We start from the raw sequence: 14,448 nt of genomic DNA, 5'->3' as shown, positions 1-14,448 counted from the left end.
GGTGTACCCGGTGCCGTTACGGCTTGGGTGTGGCGTGCGGGGCGCAGGTCACGTCCCGGGCGTCCACCTTGCCGGTGAGCAGGTAGGTGTCCACCCGCTCGTTGATACACGGGTTGACGATGCCGGTGACGCCGTGCGAACCGGCGTCCCGCTCGGTGATCAGACGCGAGCCCTTGAACCGCTGGTGCAGTTCGACGGCGCCCGCGTACGGGGTGGCCGCGTCCCGCTCGGACTGGACGATCAGCACCGGCGGAAGACCCTTGCCGCTCTTCACGTTCACCGGGGTCTGCTGCTTGACCGGCCAGGTGGCGCACGGCAGGTTCATCCAGGCGTTGGCCCAGGTCATGAAGGGGTGGTCGCGGTGCAGCCGGGTGTTGTCCCGGTCCCAGGTGCGCCAGTCGGTGGGCCACTTGGCGTCTGCGCACTCCACGGCGGTGTAGACGGCGTTGCCGTTCTCCGCGGAGGCGTTGCCCGCGGTGTCGGACGGGTCGGGGGCGGCCGCGTCGACGAGGGCCTGGGTGTCACCGGCGACGTACTTGCTGAAGACGGTCGCGACCGGCACCCAGGCGGAGTCGTAGTACGGGGCGCTCTGGAAGAAGGAGATCAGCTCGGCCGGGCCGACCACCCCGCCGAGTGGTTCCTTCGCGGCGGCGGCGCGCAGCGTGAGCCACTGGTCCTGGACCTCGGCGCGGGTGTCGCCGAGGTGGAAGGTGGCGTCGTTCTTCGCGACCCAGTCCTGCCAGTCCTTCCAGCGCTGCTCGAAGGCGACGTCCTGGTCCAGGTTGGCCTGGTACCAGATCTTGTCGCGGGACGGGTTGACGACGCTGTCGACGACCATCCGGCGCACGTGGTCCGGGAAGAGGGTGCCGTAGACGGCGCCGAGGTAGGTGCCGTAGGAGACGCCGAGGAAGTTGAGCTTCTTCTCGCCGAGCGCGGCGCGGATGACGTCGAGGTCGCGCGCGGTGTTCGGCGTGGTCATGTGCGGGAGCATCTCGCCGCTGCGCTCGTAGCAGCCCTCGGCGTACTCGCGGGCGAGCTTGCGCTGGGCGAGCTTGTCGGCCTCGGAGCCGGGCACGGGGTCCATCTTGGGTGCCTTGACGAACTCCTGCGGGTCGACGCAGGAGATGGGCGCGGACTTGCCGACGCCGCGCGGGTCGAAGCCGACGAAGTCGTATGCCTCGGCCGCGTCGGCCCACACCGCGCTCTTGCCGGTGACGCGGGCCGGGAAGCGCAGGCCGGAGCCGCCCGGGCCGCCGGGGTTGTAGAGGAGCGCGCCCTGGCGCTCGGCCTTGGTGCCGGTGTTGCCTATGCGGTCGACGGCTATCTTGATCTGCTTGCCGAAGGGCTTGGCGTAGTCGAGCGGCACGGTGACGTAGCCGCACTGGATCGGCTTGGGCAGGTTCCAGTCGGCGGGGCAGTCCTGCCAGTCGATGCCGGCCCGTGCGGCGCGGGCCGCGGCGATGGCGGCGCCGCGGGCCTCGCGGTCCCAGCCCTTCGCGTATCCGTGGCCGGTGGACGGAGCGGCGCTCGCGGCGGGCGCCGCGACGGCGCCGGCCATCAGCGTGGCGGTGACCAGCGCTCCGGCCGTGCCGAACGCCGCCGTCCTCCGCCCCAGTCTGCTCTTCCTCAAGTGGCCCTCCCCGTACGTGATTGCGACAAGTACGGGGATCCTCGCGGCTGTGCGTTCCCTGAGAACAGAGGCGGTGCTACTTCTTTGCCAATCCGATAAACGGAGCAATATGTTCGGTCGTCGGGAACTCAGCCCAGCGCGTCCGACGCCTCCTCCAGCAGCCGCCTGAGCAGCAGCGCGTCCGGTGCCACGGCCGTCACCAGTACGGCGGGGCCGGCGAGCGGCATGACCGCGACGCCCTCGGCGAAGGCCCGCGCCGCCGGTGGGTCTGCGGCGAACTCCGGGCGTACGACGACGAGCTGTCCGACGGCACGGTGCCCCGCCAGCCCGGCCGGACCGTCCCAGCCGCCCGGGGCGCCGGGACCGCAGGCCAGTTCCTGGTCGAGTACGCACCGGCCGGCGATCCGTACGGTCAGACGGCTGGTGAGCCGCCCCGGTTCCTCGCCGGACCGGCCGAGCACCTGTTCCTCCCGCAGCAGGAAGCGGGCCTGGGCCGCGAGGTCGACACGCGTGGCGACGTGCAGGTCACTGCCGTGCGCGGAGATCAACTGCTCGGGCAGCCAGTGCAGTTCGGCGTCGTCGCCGACGGTGAGCCGGACGTCGTAGCGGGCGCCGGCCTTGTCCTGCCCGGGCAGGGCGAGGGTGGCGGCGGCCGAGCCGACCCGCAGCCGGGCGCCCCGGGCCGCCTCGGCGGCCACCGCGAAGTGGTCGCCGCCGAGCGGCCCGCTCATCGCGCCGACCAGCATGACGCGGGCCTCGGCACCTCTCCCCCGGGTCCGTCGCACCGCGAGCGGCCCCTCCCCCTCCAGCACGGGCAGGACGGTGCCGCCGCGTCCGTCGCCGTGGGCGAGCACGCGCGCCCTCGCCCGTACGCCGCCCGGAGTGGTCACGCGGTCCACGCGGCGATCCGGTCCCGCACCCAGTCCGCGACGTCCCGTACACCGTCCTCGCTCCGCAGCGACTGGAGGACGACGGGCAGTTCACCGCGCTGTGCCTTGGCGTCGGCCGCCATGCGCGCGAGGTCCGAGCCGACGTACGGGGCGAGGTCGACCTTGTTCACGATCAGCAGGTCGGCGGTGGTGACGCCGGGCCCGCCCTTGCGCGGGATGTCGTCTCCGCCGGCCACGTCGATCACGAAGATCTGGGCGTCGACGAGCCCCTTGGAGAAGGTGGCGGTGAGGTTGTCCCCGCCGGACTCCACCAGGACCAGGTCGAGCGGTCCGGCCTCGTCCTCCAGATCCTCGACGGCCTCCAGGTTGGCGGAGATGTCGTCCCGGATCGCGGTGTGCGGACAGGCCCCCGTCTCGACGGCACTGATCCGTTCCGGCGGCAGTACCGCCTCCCGGAGCAGGAACTCGGCGTCCTCACGGGTGTAGATGTCGTTGGTGACGACGGCGAGGGACAGCTCCTCCCGCAGCGCCCGGCAGAGCGCGGCGACGGTCGCGGTCTTCCCGGACCCGACGGGCCCGCCGAGCCCGATACGGAGGGCACGGCGGCGCCCGTCGGGCCGGTGGGCGTCGGCGGAGACGGCGGGGTGGTCGTGGTGATGGTCGAGATGCATGCTGCGACTCCTGTAACACTGAGGCCGGCTGTATTCAGCCCGTCCGGCGTTTGAGGACGAGGCCGTTCAGGCCGACGGGGGTCCAGGGGGCAGAGCCCCCTGGCGGGGTCGAAGGGGCAGAGCCCCTGGGGTCGGGAAAGGGAAGGGGCGGCGGGGGCGAAACCCCCTACGAGGCGAACAACCGCACAGGCAGCGCGGCATGCGCCTCCGCCCCGATCTCCAGCAGCGGCGCGGACCGCGCGGGCAGCACGTCGACCCCGTCGGTCACGGCCAGCCGCCCCGCCTCCACGGCGTCCCGGGCCACCAGGTCCACCTCGGACGCGAGCCGCGCGAGCACACCGGTCGCGTCGAAGGGGTCGAGGCTGAGCAGCCGCACCACGGCCGTCGCCGCCCCGCTCACCCCCTCGTACGCGGAGCAGTACGCCGCGTCCAGCGGCCCGAGCCCGGCCGCGCGGGCGGTCAGCCCGAGGACGACGGGCTGGTGGGCGCCCTTGGGAAACCGCTGTGCCAGTGCGTCCAGTTCGGGATGCGGCCAGGTGGCACGGGCAGCCCGCATGAGCTGCCGCCCGAGCCTGCGTGCTGCCAGCCGCAGCGCGGGTGACGGAGTGCGGGCGTCCGCGGCCAGGTCCAGCTCGCCGGGGTCGACGCCGAGGGCCGCGGCTGCCGCGAGGGAGGCCGCGACGGCCCCGCTCGTGTGCAGCCGCCCCCGGCAGAACTCCTCCAGGCTCGCGGCGTCCGTGATGCGCCCCGCCCGGACGGCGGCCTCCGCCCCGCCGGAGTGGGCGTGCCCTCCGGCGGGAAAGCGGCCGTCCGCGAGGACGAGCAGTGTCGCGCGGCTCATGCCGGCCCTCAGAAGAGGAAGTACCGCTGCGCGAGCGGCAGTTCGGCGACGGGTGCGGGTTCGACGAGTTCGCCGTCGATGGTCACCGCGAAGGAGTCCGCGGCGACCTCGACTCGCGGCAGGGCGTCGTTCTGCCGCATGTCGGCCTTGGTACGGCCGCGGGTCGACCGGATGGGCACGAACTCCCGCCCGAGACCGAGTCGTTCCGGCAGCCCGGCCTCGATGGTCGCCTCCGCCACGAAGGCGACCGAGTTGGCGGCGGGCGCCGTGCCGTGCGCGCCGAACATGGGGCGCGGCAGCACCGGCTGCGGCGTGGGGATGGAGGCGTTGGCGTCGCCCATCTGCGCGTACGCGATCTGGCCGCCCTTGAGCACCAACTGCGGCTTCACGCCGAAGAACCGCGGGTCCCAGAGGACCAGGTCGGCGAGCTTGCCGGTCTCGACGGAGCCGACCTCGTGCTCGATGCCCTGGGCGACGGCGGGGTTGATGGTGTACTTGGCGACATATCGACGGGCGCGCAGGTTGTCGGCGCGGGTGTCGCCGGGCAGGAAGCCCCGGCGCCGCTTCATCACGTGCGCGGTCTGCCAGGTCCGCAGGATCACCTCTCCGATGCGGCCCATGGCCTGGGCGTCGGACGACATGATGGAGATCGCTCCCATGTCGTGCAGGATGTCCTCGGCCGCGATGGTGCTGGGCCGGATGCGGGACTCCGCGAAGGCCAGGTCCTCGGGGACGGCGGGGTTCAGGTGGTGACAGACCATCAGCATGTCGAGGTGCTCCTCGACGGTGTTGACGGTGTGCGGCCGGGTCGGGTTGGTGGACGCCGGGAGCATGTTGGGCAGCGAGACCGCCGTGATCATGTCCGGTGCGTGGCCGCCGCCGGCGCCCTCGACGTGGAAGGCGTGCAGGGTGCGGCCGGCGACGGCGTCGAAGGTGTCGCCGACGAATCCCGCCTCGTTCAGGGTGTCGGTGTGGACGGCGAGCTGGACACCGGACTCCTCGCACACGTCCAGGCACGCGGAGATGACGGCCGGGGTGGCGCCCCAGTCCTCGTGGATCTTGAAGCCGAGGATGCCGGCGCGCAGTTGGTCGCGCATGGACTCCTTGGACATGGTGCTGCCCTTGCCCAGGAAGCCGATGTTGACGGGGCTGGACTCAAGAGCGGCGAACATCCGCGCGAGGTGCCAGGAACCGGGGGTGACGGTGGTCGCCTTGCTGCCCTCGGCGGGGCCCGTGCCGCCGCCGATGAGGGTGGTGATGCCGGAGGCGAGTGCCTCGTCGACGGCGGCCGGCGCGATGAAGTGGACGTGCGTGTCGATGCCGCCGGCGGTGAGGATCTTGCCGTTGCCCGCGATGACCTCCGTCTCGGGGCCGATGACGAGGTCGGGGTGGACACCGTCCATGGTGTCCGGGTTGCCGGACTTGCCGATGCCGGTGATCCGGCCGTCGCGGATACCGATGTCGGCCTTGACGACGCCCCAGTGGTCGATGACCACGGCGCCGGTGATGACGGTGTCGGGGGCGCCGTCGGCGCGGGTGGCACGGGACTGGCCCATGGACTCGCGCAGCACCTTGCCGCCGCCGAAGACGGCTTCGTCGCCGGAGCGGCCGGGGCCGCCCGAGCGGTCCTCCTCGATCTCGACGAGGAGGTCGGTGTCGGCGAGGCGGACGCGGTCGCCGGTGGTCGGGCCGAACAGGTCGGCGTAGGCGGGACGGGAGAGTTCAGGCATCGAGGGCACCTCCGGTCGCGCCGCGCAGACCCATGACGACGCGGGCACCCGCGAGGGGGACCAGTTCCACGTCGACCGGGATGCCGGGCTCGAACCGGACGGCGGTGCCGGCGGCGATGTTGAGCCGCATGCCGTGAGCCGCCTCGCGGTTGAGGTCAAGACCGGGGTTGGCCTCGGCGAAGTGGTAGTGGGAGCCGACCTGGACCGGCCGGTCGGCGGTGTTGAGCACGGTCAGACGGATGCTCGCGCGGCCCTCGTTGAAGGCGACCGGCTCGTCGGCGAAGAGGATCTCTCCGGGAATCATTGGCTGCCGTCCCCGTCAGATGATCGGATCGTGGACGGTGACCAGCTTGGTGCCGTCGGGGAAGGTGGCCTCGACCTGCACGTCGTGGACCATTTCGGGGATGCCCTCCATGACCTCGTCGCGCTGGATCAGCTTGCGTCCGGAGGCCATGAGTTCGCCGACCGTGCGCCCGTCCCGGGCGCCTTCGAGGATGTGCGAGGTGATCAGGGCGACGACCTCGGGATGGTTGAGCTTCACACCTCGTGCGCGGCGCTTCTCCGCCACGTCCGCGGCCACATGGATGAGCAGTCTCTCCTGCTCGTGCGGGGTCAGTTGCATTTACCACCTCACAGGGCATGACGCCGGGACCGGACGGTCCGGCTGCCGCGTCCACCGCGACGGCTCTAGATGTAACACACATCAATGCGCGGGAACGCGCACGCCGGTGACCCGAAAACCGCAGGTGGACGGGGTGAGAGTAGGGTTTCAGTGTTTCCGCCGCGTCACGCCTTTTTGACCGACTGATTACCGGTGCCGTCGGCGGCCTCCCGCATGCTCAACAATCCCCGCACGCCCGCCTGGAGAGCCTCCGGGGAGAAGCTGCCGAACAGCGCGTACTGGGCCCCGAAACCCTGCACCGTCGCCATCAGCGTCCGGGCCACGGCGTCCGGGTCGACGTCGTCGCGCATCATGCCCGCTTCCTGATAGCGGACGACGACCTTCGCCCAGGACGCGAGGACCTTGGCGAAGCCCTCGTCGAGGAGGGCGGCCAGCGTCTCGTTGCGCAGCGTCTCGGTCCAGGCCTGGATCATGAGCCGAGGGAACAGCCACCGGCCGTCCTCCGTCAGCGCCGGCCGCTCCCGCGCCATGTGCGCCAGGGTGCGGGCGATGAGCTCGTCGGGCATGGCCGGCGGGTCCTCCCGCGCCGCCCGCTCGTACACGTCCCGGATGGCGCCCAGCACCTCGGCGACGATGGCCTCGATCAACTCCTCCTTGCCGCTGAAGTAGCGGTAGACGGCTCCCGCCGAGAGGTCGACCTCTTTCAGCACGTCCTGCATCGACGTGGCGTGGAAGCCGTTGCGGGCGAAGCAGAGCGCGGCGCCGTCGAGGATCTGCCGGCGGCGGGCGTCGAGGTGTTCCTGGGATACGCGGGCCATGACACCCAACCTAAAACGAACGTTCCTTCTTGACAAGGACGCCGAGTCGGTCGCACGGTGGTGACACAGGCAAAACGAACGATCCTTCTTTTTGACAGGAGCCCTCATGGACAGCCGTCGTCGCGTGATCGCCGTGATCGTCCTGGTTCCCGTACTGGTGGGCCTGGCCCTGTGGGCCTTCGCCTGGCCCGCCGCCCGCACGGCGCCCCGCGACCTGCCGCTCGGCGTGGCGGGGCCACCCGCCGCGGTCGCGCAGGTGGAGCAGCGGCTCGCCCAGCGCGAGGGCGCCTTCGCGCTCCACCGCTACGCCGACGAGGACGCGGCTCGCGGCGCCATCGAGGACCGGACCGTGTACGGCGCGGTGATCGCCGGCGACCGGGGCCCGAAGCTGCTCACCGCGTCGGCGGCGAGCCCCGCCGTCGCCCAGCTGCTGCAGCAGGCGGTCGCCGGGCAGGCGTCCGCCGCGGGGGCCCCGGTCCAGGTCGTCGATGTGGTGCCCGCTCCCGGGACGGACCCGCGCGGCGCGGCCCTGGGCGCGAGCGTGCTGCCCCTGGCGCTGGCCGGGATCGCGACGGGCGCGGTGGCGACCCTGCTGGGGCTGCGCGGCGCCCGCGCGGCCGCCGCCCTGGTCGGCGCCGCCGCGCTGACCGGCCTGGTCGCGGCGGCGATCGCGCACAGCTGGCTCGGGGTGGTCACCGGTGACTGGTGGGCCGTGGCCGGCGTGTTCGGGCTGTCGACCCTGGCCGTCGGCGCGGGCATCGCCGGGCTCGGGGCGCTCCTCGGACGTGCCGGTCTCGGGCTGGGCGGTGCCGTGATGATGCTGCTGGGCAACCCCTTCTCGGGAGCGTCCTCGGCGCCGGAGATGCTGCCCCAGCCGGCCGGGGCGATCGGCCAGTGGCTGCCGCCGGGCGCGGGCGCGTCACTGCTGCGCTCGGTGTCCTTCTTCGACGGCGCCGCCGCCACCGGCCCCGCACTGACGCTCACGTGGTGGGCCGCACTGGGCCTGGGCGCGGTACTGCTCGGCGGCGCACTGCGACAGCGCACGCAGGGCGACTCGCCGGCACCCGACCGGGCACCGGCACCGGCAGCGGCCGCCTGAGCGAGTCCGGCCGGGTCAAGAGGGCTCGGAGCAATACGGCCGGCGCCGGGCGGCGGTGCCCTGCGACCGACCCGACCCCGGCAAGATCCGAACGACGCCCCCTACGTCGGATTCGGCCCCCGGTGTTTCGCCGCGATGCCGAAGCGGTGCGGCTCGCGGGGCGCGGAGGCGGCGGTGTCCCGGACTCCGGTGACCGAGGTGATCACCTGGTCCTCCGGCACTTCCCGGAGTGCCTCCAGACGCTCGAGGTCGGCGGCGGAGACGAGGGCGACGAGAGGCTTGCCGTGGCGCGTCACGACGACGCGTTCACCGCCGTACACCACCCGGTTGATCAGGTCGGCGAGCTCAGCCCTGGCTTGCGTCACCGGAATCTCGTAGGCCATGCCCCCAGCTTACGGTTCACCTCACGACGACCGGCTGCGCCGCCGTTCGGCGGGGAGGACGATGGAGACGGGGGCGAGCTCAGCCCACCGGCCCCGGGAGGTACCCCATGGCAGGCGAACCGTCCTTCTTCGAACTCGGCGTGGCCGATCCCGAACGCGGGCGCGTCTTCTACGGCAGCCTGTTCGACTGGGCTCTCGAAGCCGGCCCCACGGGGCGCGGGTTCTCCATCGGCACGGGCGGTGTGCCGGGCGGCCTGCACGGCGGTGACGCGGGCGCCTCCCCGTACGTCTTCTTCCGGGTCGACGACCTGGACGCCGCCGTGGCCAGGGTGCGGAAACTGGGCGGCTCGGTCCAGGACCTCGGCGAGGAGGGCGAGGAGGACGCGGAGTCGGTGGCCCGGTTCGGCCGGTTCGCGCTGTGCCGGGACGACCAGGGCTCCTCCTTCGGCCTGCACGAGCCGCCGAACGGGGGATGAACGCGGGCGCCCCACGCCCCCCTACGGCTCGCTTCCGCTGCCGGCGAACGCGCGATCCTCGCGACTCCTCACCCTCCGCAACGTACGTCCTGTACATTTTTTACAGGAGGCAGTGCAGCCGAACACGGTTCTGCCACGAGGAGGGGTTCGCCATGACCCGACCGTCCGCCCGTCACGTCCTGCCCGAGTTCACCGAGCGCACGAGTGCCGGGAGCCGGACGACGGACCCGTACTCGAAGCTGCTGGAGGAGCGGATCGTCTTCCTCGGGACACCGGTCGACGAGACCTCCGCGAACGACGTGATGGCGCAGTTCATGTATCTCGAACACCAGGCCCCGGACCGGGACATCGCGCTCTACATCAACTCGCCCGGCGGCTCCTTCACCGCGATGACGGCGATCTACGACACCATGCGCTACGTCGCCTGCGACGTGGAGACGACCTGCCTCGGGCAGGCGGGCGCGTTGGCCGCGGTACTGCTGGCGGCGGGCACGCCCGGCAAACGCGCTGCCCTGCCGGGCGCACGGGTGGTCATCCATCAGCCCGCGCTCACCGAGCCGGTGGAGGGGCCGACGAGCGACCTGGCCATCCAGGCCGGCGAGTTGATCCGCGTCCGCGCCCGCCTGGAGGAGATCCTCGTACGGCACACGGGCCGCAGTCCCGAGCAGGTGAGCGCGGACATCGAACGGCACACCGTCCTGGACGCGCAACAGGCCCTGGAGTACGGCCTGGTGGACCGGGTGGTGCCCAGCCGCAGGGTCACATCTCCGGCACCCGGCGCGAGGTGATCCGGCGATGCTGCCACCGGAACTGCCACCACTGCCCGCCCTGACCCGCGCCGAGGCCGAGCTGATCGACCGGTACCTGGACGTCGTCGACCTGCTCGGGCGCATCAACCCCGCGCGGGAGGGCGACACCTATCGCGGGCTGCGGGCCGCCCAGGCGCTGGTCGGCAAGGCTGCCGCCCTGCGCGACGCGCTGGCGCTGATGCACCGGCGGCGCGAGACCGAGCTGCACGCCACCACCCTGGCCCGGGCGCTGCGCGTGCTAGACGGTGAACGGCGGACGGCGCGAGTCGGCCTTCCGCCCCGTTCCGGCCGTTGAGGCAACCGGAGTCGAAACGGACCAAACGGCGTACCGCCTTTCGGCGTAGGGAAACCTCCGATTTCCGACCGGCCGAGCTTGCGCGACCCGCGTGTCCGGACAGCGCAATGAGCCACTGCGTCGCTGGTCCCGGGGTCGTCACCACACGCACCGGCTGGTCGAACACAGAGGTGTCCACCCGAACGGGTGAGTGGTGAGTAACAACACAAAGGGCACGTTCCGTTGGGATTTTCCCATGGGGCGAGACAAGATCCGTGACTGACGACAAGCCCCCGCCGCAGCGGCGGGGCGGTCCGGGCGGACGCCGAGTCCTGCCGCCGCCCGGACGACCGGTCGACAGGAGTGGATCGGCAGGAGTGGAGGACCCGAGCACGACGGGTCGCCGGAACGGTCGTCTCCGCTGGAGCCGCGCCGGGCCGAGCAGCCCTTGGGGTGAAGCCGCACTCGTGCGGCCGGGCAACTTCGCCAGCCCGAATCCGACAGGTCATCCTTCACAGGCGGCTGACGAAGGGTTGCGCATGTCCGCGCTCAATCGTGTCCCGTCGCTGATGGCCCGTGCCGGTACGGCCTCGGCCCTCACCCTCGCCGCCGTGGGCGGTTCCGTAGTGGTCCCCGGCGTCGCCTCCGAGGCGGTCGCGGCGAGCCATGCGACGAAGGCCCTCAAGATCGCTGCCTCCAAGAAGGGCGCGCCATACAAATGGGGCGCCGTCGGACCAAGCAGGTTCGACTGCTCGGGGCTGACGCTGTACTCGTTCAAGAAGGCCGGCAAGAAGCTGCCACGCACCGCCGCCCAGCAGTACAACAAGACCCGTCACATCTCCGCCAAGAACCGCAAGACCGGGGACCTGGTGTTCTTCCACTCGGGTCGCAGCATCTACCACGTCGGCATCTACGCCGGGAAGGGCAAGATCTGGCACGCCCCGAAGACCGGGGACGTGGTGCGTCTGCAGAAGATCTGGACCGGCAGCGTCTGGTACGGCCGGGTCAAGTAGCCCGCCCGAGGGGGTGACGGCGTCCTGACCCGCCGTCACCCCCTCGGGTGCGTGGTATGCGCCTGCGGCGCGCCGGGGACCGTCGGCGACTCACCGCTGCGGCTCCTGGCTTCCCACGGCCCGCCCGACGGCCGAGGCCGGTTCGGCGGGCACCGGACCGGCCGGCGGTGCCCAGGGCAGTTCGATGGAGACGGTCTTGCCGCCCTCGCGCGTGGGCCGCACTCTCAGCTTGCCGCCGCACTCCGCCGTCAGCCAGCGGATGATCACCATGCCCCGGCCGTTGTCCTGCTGGACGGCGGCGGGCAGGCGCTTGGGAAACCGCGGATGGCTGTCGGTGACACCGATGCGCAGCCGCTCGTCACGGTCGAGCACGAGGTCCACGGTGAAGGTGGGTGACTGTCCGAACGTGTGCTGGACCGCGTTGGTCGTCAGCTCCGAGACGATGAGCCGAACGGTGTCGGACACGTCGGTGTCCGGCGGCAGGCCCCACTCCGCCAGTGTGCCGACCACATAGGTGCGCGCGGCGGCCACCGAGGCGGGATCGCTCGGCAGAGTGACGGATGCTTCCAGATGGTCTGCCATGGCGACGTCGTCCCTTTCCCACGGGACCGCAGCCGGACACGGAGCGGATGGTTCGAGTACGGTCCCGGACTGGTGCTTCGCCGCCAGACTGCCATCACCAGGCCGGTGCGGGGCGGCGATCCACCAAGATATGCATATATCTGTCGCTCAAAGCGGTGAACTCTGCGACGGCAGAGCGTATTTGGGCGGCCCATAAGGAGTAAGGGAGTGGCCCATGCAGCACGGTCCCGTGGTGCGCCGCCGGAAGCTGGGCGCGGAACTGCGCGCCCTGCGCACGTCGGCGGGTATCACCAGCGGCGAGGCGGCCCGGCTGGTGGGCTGGCACCAGTCGAAGGTCAGCCGGATCGAGACCGGGACGAGCGGGGCGAAACCGGCCGACGTGCGGTTACTGCTGGACGCCTACGGCGTGGACGACGACCAGTTGCGGGAGCTGCTGGTGATGCTGGCGGGCTCCGACGACGCGGGCGGCCGGAACCACTGGTGGCACGCCTATCGCGGGGTACTGCCCCCGACCTACCGCGACTTCATCAGCCTGGAGTCCCAGGCCAGCGCGATGCGCACGCTGGAGACCACGGTGGTCCCCGGGCTGTTGCAGACGCCGGAGTACGCCCGCGCGGTGACGCGCGCCGCGGCGGACGGGCTGCCGGAGGAGCGGCTGGACACGCTGGTGGAAGTACGGCTGGCCCGGCAGGACGTACTGCGGGCGCAGCCGCCGCTGCTGCTGAGCGCGGTCCTGGACGAGGCGGTGCTGCGCCGGGAGGTGGGCGGCCCCGGTGTCATGTCCCGTCAGCTGGCGCGACTGGTCGAGGCCGCGCGTCTCCCCCATGTCCGGCTCCAGGTACTGCCGTTTGCCGCCGGGGCGCACATCGGTGTCACCGGCCCTTTCGTAATCTTCTCTTTTTCGAGCACTTCTGATCTGGACGTGGTTGTTCTCGACCACTTGACGAGTAGCCTGCATCTCGAACGGAAAGAAGACCTAGAGGCCTATACCGAGGCCTTCAACGCCCTTCTGATCCATGCCCTTTCGCCCGAGGACTCGTTGGACTTCATCGCCGCGACCGCGGCAGGCGCGTAAGGAGGCACCATGTCAGGCTCACCGTCCGCACTCTGTCGGAACATCCCTGCCGGCACCGATCTGCACGACGTGCGGTGGCTGCGCAGCAGCTACAGCACCGGAGCGAACAACTGCGTGGAGACGGCCCGGCCGTCGGTCGGCCCCTGGGCCGGACTGCTCGCCGTGCGGGACTCCAAGGTCCCGGCCGGGCCCGCACTGCTCTTCTCCCCCGGGAGCTGGGCGACGTTCACGGCCGCCGTCCACCGCGGCTGAACCGGTTGGGCACCGGGCGGAGCACGGCCGTGTCACGCCGACTCATGGTCGCGTTTCGCCGATCACCCGTACAGCGCGTTCGATCTGTTCCCCGGAGAGGTCCGCACGAGCGGTCAGCCTGAGCCGTGAGACGCCGTCGGGTACGGAAGGAGGGCGGAAGCAGCCCACGGACAGGCCGGCCGCACGGCAGTCGGCCGCCCACCGTACGGCCCCCTCCGGGGAGGGAGCGCGCACCGAGACCACCGCGGCGTCCGGACGTACCGCCGACAGCCCGAGGGCAGTCAGGCGTGCGTGCAGCTCCGCCGCCACCTCGCGTGCCCGGGCCGCCCGCTCGGGCTCTCGGCGCAGCAGGGTGAGCGCCGCCAGCGCCGCGCCCGCCGCCGCGGGGGCGAGGCCGGTGTCGAAGATGAACGTCCGGGCCGCGTTGACCAGATGGTCGATCACCCGGGCGGGGCCGAGCACGGCGCCGCCCTGACTGCCGAGCGACTTGGACAGCGTCACCGTCACGACGACGTCGTCGGCGCCCGCGAGTCCCGCCGCGTGCGGGGCGCCCCGGCCGCCGTCGCCGAGGACCCCGAGGCCGTGGGCGTCGTCGACGACCAGCCCGGCACCGTGCTCCCGGCACGCCTCGGCGAGCCCGGCCAGCGGCGCGGCGTCGCCGTCGACCGAGAAGACCGTGTCGGAGACGGTGACGGCGGGCCCGTCGTGCGTCGCCAGTGCCTTGCGTACGGCGTCCGGGTCGGCGTGCGCCACGACCTGGGTCGTCCCGCGCGCGAGCCGGCAGCCGTCGATCAGCGAGGCGTGGTTGCCCGCGTCGGAGACGACGAGGGAGCCGTGCGGCGCCAGCGCGGTGACCGCGGCGAGGTTGGCCGCGTAGCCGGAGGAGAAGACGAGCGCGGCCTCGAATCCGCAGTGGGCGGCCAGTTCGTGTTCCAGCTCGGCGTGGAGTTCGGTCGTGCCGGTCACGAGCCGGGAGCCGGTCGCGCCGCCGCCCCAGGTCCGAGCGGCCCGGACCGCCCCCTCGGTGACCTCCGGGTGCCGGGCCAGGCCGAGGTAGTCGTTGCTCGCCAGGTCCAGCAGCGGCGAGTCGGCCGGACGCGGGCGCAGAATCCGTACGAGCCCGGCCCGGCGGCGCGCCTGGGCCTGCTCGTCGATCCAGCCGAACGCCATGGGTCGGTCCTCCGTCGTTTTGTAGGCAGTGGACAGACATTAGCGGCACGGCAGCGCCCGCGAGGTGTGGCAATACCCACACGGTGATCTGTCAGTGTTGTGCAAACTCTCCT

18 protein-coding genes and 1 riboswitch are annotated in these 14,448 nt (G+C 71.9%); of the genes, 7 read left to right on the top strand and 11 right to left on the bottom strand.

All coding sequences use genetic code 11. The annotated features are described in order from the left end of the window. Positions 1–16: 16 nt before the first annotated feature. From RI578_RS33480 to RI578_RS33445, 8 genes are all read right to left on the bottom strand, one after another. Entirely contained in the window at positions 17–1,630 is a 1,614-nt protein-coding gene (locus RI578_RS33480; RefSeq protein ID WP_310874549.1) for an alpha/beta hydrolase, read from the bottom strand. 128 nt (positions 1,631–1,758) lie between these two features. Next, a complete protein-coding gene (locus RI578_RS33475; protein ID WP_310874548.1) occupies positions 1,759–2,529 on the bottom strand; it encodes an urease accessory protein UreD in 771 nt (256 codons plus the stop codon). After that, positions 2,517–3,191 carry an urease accessory protein UreG gene (gene ureG / locus RI578_RS33470; RefSeq protein ID WP_310874547.1) on the bottom strand — a complete coding sequence of 225 codons (675 nt, stop codon included), beginning with the start codon at positions 3,189–3,191 and terminating at the stop codon, positions 2,517–2,519. Before ureG ends, RI578_RS33475 begins: the two co-directional genes overlap by 13 nt. 166 nt (positions 3,192–3,357) lie before the next feature. Then, a complete protein-coding gene (locus RI578_RS33465; protein ID WP_310874546.1) occupies positions 3,358–4,032 on the bottom strand; it encodes an urease accessory UreF family protein in 675 nt (224 codons plus the stop codon). 8 nt (positions 4,033–4,040) lie between these two features. Further along, positions 4,041–5,762 (bottom strand): urease subunit alpha, encoded by a 1,722-nt coding sequence (locus RI578_RS33460; RefSeq protein WP_310874545.1) that lies wholly within the window; start codon positions 5,760–5,762, stop codon positions 4,041–4,043. Continuing rightward, the gene (locus RI578_RS33455; protein WP_310874544.1) at positions 5,755–6,066 is read right to left on the bottom strand and encodes an urease subunit beta; all 312 of its coding nucleotides are present in this window, start codon (positions 6,064–6,066) and stop codon (positions 5,755–5,757) included. Before RI578_RS33455 ends, RI578_RS33460 begins: the two co-directional genes overlap by 8 nt. A 15-nt stretch (positions 6,067–6,081) precedes the next feature. Then, entirely contained in the window at positions 6,082–6,384 is a 303-nt protein-coding gene (locus RI578_RS33450) for an urease subunit gamma (RefSeq protein WP_310874543.1), read from the bottom strand. Positions 6,385–6,548: 164 nt separating this feature from the next. Further along, positions 6,549–7,202 carry a TetR/AcrR family transcriptional regulator gene (locus tag RI578_RS33445; protein WP_310874542.1) on the bottom strand — a complete coding sequence of 218 codons (654 nt, stop codon included), beginning with the start codon at positions 7,200–7,202 and terminating at the stop codon, positions 6,549–6,551. Between the two features lie 106 nt (positions 7,203–7,308). Here RI578_RS33445 and RI578_RS33440 point away from each other — a divergent pair, with 106 nt between their 5' ends. Further along, complete coding sequence (locus tag RI578_RS33440; RefSeq protein WP_310874541.1) at positions 7,309–8,301, top strand: ABC transporter permease; 993 nt, start codon at positions 7,309–7,311, stop codon at positions 8,299–8,301. A 101-nt stretch (positions 8,302–8,402) separates the two neighbouring features. Here RI578_RS33440 and RI578_RS33435 read toward each other — a convergent pair whose 3' ends face one another. Continuing rightward, a complete protein-coding gene (locus RI578_RS33435; protein ID WP_310874540.1) occupies positions 8,403–8,684 on the bottom strand; it encodes a type II toxin-antitoxin system Phd/YefM family antitoxin in 282 nt (93 codons plus the stop codon). 107 nt (positions 8,685–8,791) lie between these two features. On the opposite strand from RI578_RS33435, the gene RI578_RS33430 reads away from it, so the two are divergent. From RI578_RS33430 to RI578_RS33415, 4 genes are all read left to right on the top strand, one after another. After that, positions 8,792–9,160 carry a VOC family protein gene (locus RI578_RS33430; RefSeq protein WP_310874539.1) on the top strand — a complete coding sequence of 123 codons (369 nt, stop codon included), beginning with the start codon at positions 8,792–8,794 and terminating at the stop codon, positions 9,158–9,160. Positions 9,161–9,312: 152 nt separating this feature from the next. Beyond that, the gene (locus tag RI578_RS33425; RefSeq protein ID WP_310874538.1) at positions 9,313–9,948 is read left to right on the top strand and encodes an ATP-dependent Clp protease proteolytic subunit; all 636 of its coding nucleotides are present in this window, start codon (positions 9,313–9,315) and stop codon (positions 9,946–9,948) included. 7 nt (positions 9,949–9,955) lie between these two features. Further along, a complete protein-coding gene (locus RI578_RS33420; protein ID WP_310874537.1) occupies positions 9,956–10,264 on the top strand; it encodes a hypothetical protein in 309 nt (102 codons plus the stop codon). A 370-nt stretch (positions 10,265–10,634) separates the two neighbouring features. After that, a riboswitch (cyclic di-AMP (ydaO/yuaA leader) is annotated at positions 10,635–10,779 on the top strand. A 3-nt stretch (positions 10,780–10,782) separates the two neighbouring features. Beyond that, on the top strand, positions 10,783–11,256 hold the full coding sequence (locus RI578_RS33415; RefSeq protein WP_310874536.1) for a C40 family peptidase: 474 nt from the start codon (positions 10,783–10,785) through the stop codon (positions 11,254–11,256). Positions 11,257–11,346: 90 nt separating this feature from the next. Here RI578_RS33415 and RI578_RS33410 read toward each other — a convergent pair whose 3' ends face one another. After that, on the bottom strand, positions 11,347–11,838 hold the full coding sequence (locus RI578_RS33410) for an ATP-binding protein (RefSeq protein ID WP_310874535.1): 492 nt from the start codon (positions 11,836–11,838) through the stop codon (positions 11,347–11,349). Between the two features lie 214 nt (positions 11,839–12,052). Here RI578_RS33410 and RI578_RS33405 point away from each other — a divergent pair, with 214 nt between their 5' ends. Both RI578_RS33405 and RI578_RS33400 read left to right on the top strand, forming a co-directional pair. Further along, positions 12,053–12,913, top strand: coding sequence for a helix-turn-helix transcriptional regulator (locus tag RI578_RS33405; RefSeq protein ID WP_121750303.1), 861 nt, complete (start codon positions 12,053–12,055; stop codon positions 12,911–12,913). A 9-nt stretch (positions 12,914–12,922) separates the two neighbouring features. Continuing rightward, positions 12,923–13,165 carry a DUF397 domain-containing protein gene (locus RI578_RS33400; protein ID WP_310874534.1) on the top strand — a complete coding sequence of 81 codons (243 nt, stop codon included), beginning with the start codon at positions 12,923–12,925 and terminating at the stop codon, positions 13,163–13,165. A 42-nt stretch (positions 13,166–13,207) separates the two neighbouring features. On the opposite strand, the gene RI578_RS33395 is transcribed toward RI578_RS33400, so the two are convergent. Beyond that, positions 13,208–14,335 carry an 8-amino-7-oxononanoate synthase gene (locus tag RI578_RS33395; protein ID WP_310874533.1) on the bottom strand — a complete coding sequence of 376 codons (1,128 nt, stop codon included), beginning with the start codon at positions 14,333–14,335 and terminating at the stop codon, positions 13,208–13,210. Between the last annotated feature and the right edge of the window lie 113 nt (positions 14,336–14,448).

Origin of the sequence: Streptomyces sp. BB1-1-1, assembly GCF_031597775.1 — a bacterium.
GTDB classification, from domain to species: Bacteria; Actinomycetota; Actinomycetes; order Streptomycetales; family Streptomycetaceae; genus Streptomyces; species Streptomyces thinghirensis.
The sequence above is the reverse complement of the archived record's forward strand: the minus strand, read 5'-3'. Positions and strand labels throughout refer to the sequence as shown.

Bases quoted from the DNA above. Each gene is read 5' to 3' on its own strand.
- RI578_RS33420 (WP_310874537.1), top strand. From the start codon at position 9,956: ATGCTGCCACCGGAACTGCCACCACTGCCCGCCCTGACCCGCGCCGAG.
- RI578_RS33430 (WP_310874539.1), top strand. From the start codon at position 8,792: ATGGCAGGCGAACCGTCCTTCTTCGAACTCGGCGTGGCCGATCCCGAA.
- RI578_RS33405 (WP_121750303.1), top strand. From the start codon at position 12,053: ATGCAGCACGGTCCCGTGGTGCGCCGCCGGAAGCTGGGCGCGGAACTG.
- RI578_RS33465 (WP_310874546.1), bottom strand. From the start codon at position 4,032: ATGAGCCGCGCGACACTGCTCGTCCTCGCGGACGGCCGCTTTCCCGCC.
- ureG (WP_310874547.1), bottom strand. From the start codon at position 3,191: ATGCATCTCGACCATCACCACGACCACCCCGCCGTCTCCGCCGACGCC.
- RI578_RS33445 (WP_310874542.1), bottom strand. From the start codon at position 7,202: ATGGCCCGCGTATCCCAGGAACACCTCGACGCCCGCCGCCGGCAGATC.
- RI578_RS33455 (WP_310874544.1), bottom strand. From the start codon at position 6,066: ATGATTCCCGGAGAGATCCTCTTCGCCGACGAGCCGGTCGCCTTCAAC.
- RI578_RS33400 (WP_310874534.1), top strand. From the start codon at position 12,923: ATGTCAGGCTCACCGTCCGCACTCTGTCGGAACATCCCTGCCGGCACC.
- RI578_RS33440 (WP_310874541.1), top strand. From the start codon at position 7,309: ATGGACAGCCGTCGTCGCGTGATCGCCGTGATCGTCCTGGTTCCCGTA.
- RI578_RS33415 (WP_310874536.1), top strand. From the start codon at position 10,783: ATGTCCGCGCTCAATCGTGTCCCGTCGCTGATGGCCCGTGCCGGTACG.
- RI578_RS33450 (WP_310874543.1), bottom strand. From the start codon at position 6,384: ATGCAACTGACCCCGCACGAGCAGGAGAGACTGCTCATCCATGTGGCC.
- RI578_RS33460 (WP_310874545.1), bottom strand. From the start codon at position 5,762: ATGCCTGAACTCTCCCGTCCCGCCTACGCCGACCTGTTCGGCCCGACC.
- RI578_RS33435 (WP_310874540.1), bottom strand. From the start codon at position 8,684: ATGGCCTACGAGATTCCGGTGACGCAAGCCAGGGCTGAGCTCGCCGAC.
- RI578_RS33410 (WP_310874535.1), bottom strand. From the start codon at position 11,838: ATGGCAGACCATCTGGAAGCATCCGTCACTCTGCCGAGCGATCCCGCC.
- RI578_RS33395 (WP_310874533.1), bottom strand. From the start codon at position 14,335: ATGGCGTTCGGCTGGATCGACGAGCAGGCCCAGGCGCGCCGCCGGGCC.
- RI578_RS33425 (WP_310874538.1), top strand. From the start codon at position 9,313: ATGACCCGACCGTCCGCCCGTCACGTCCTGCCCGAGTTCACCGAGCGC.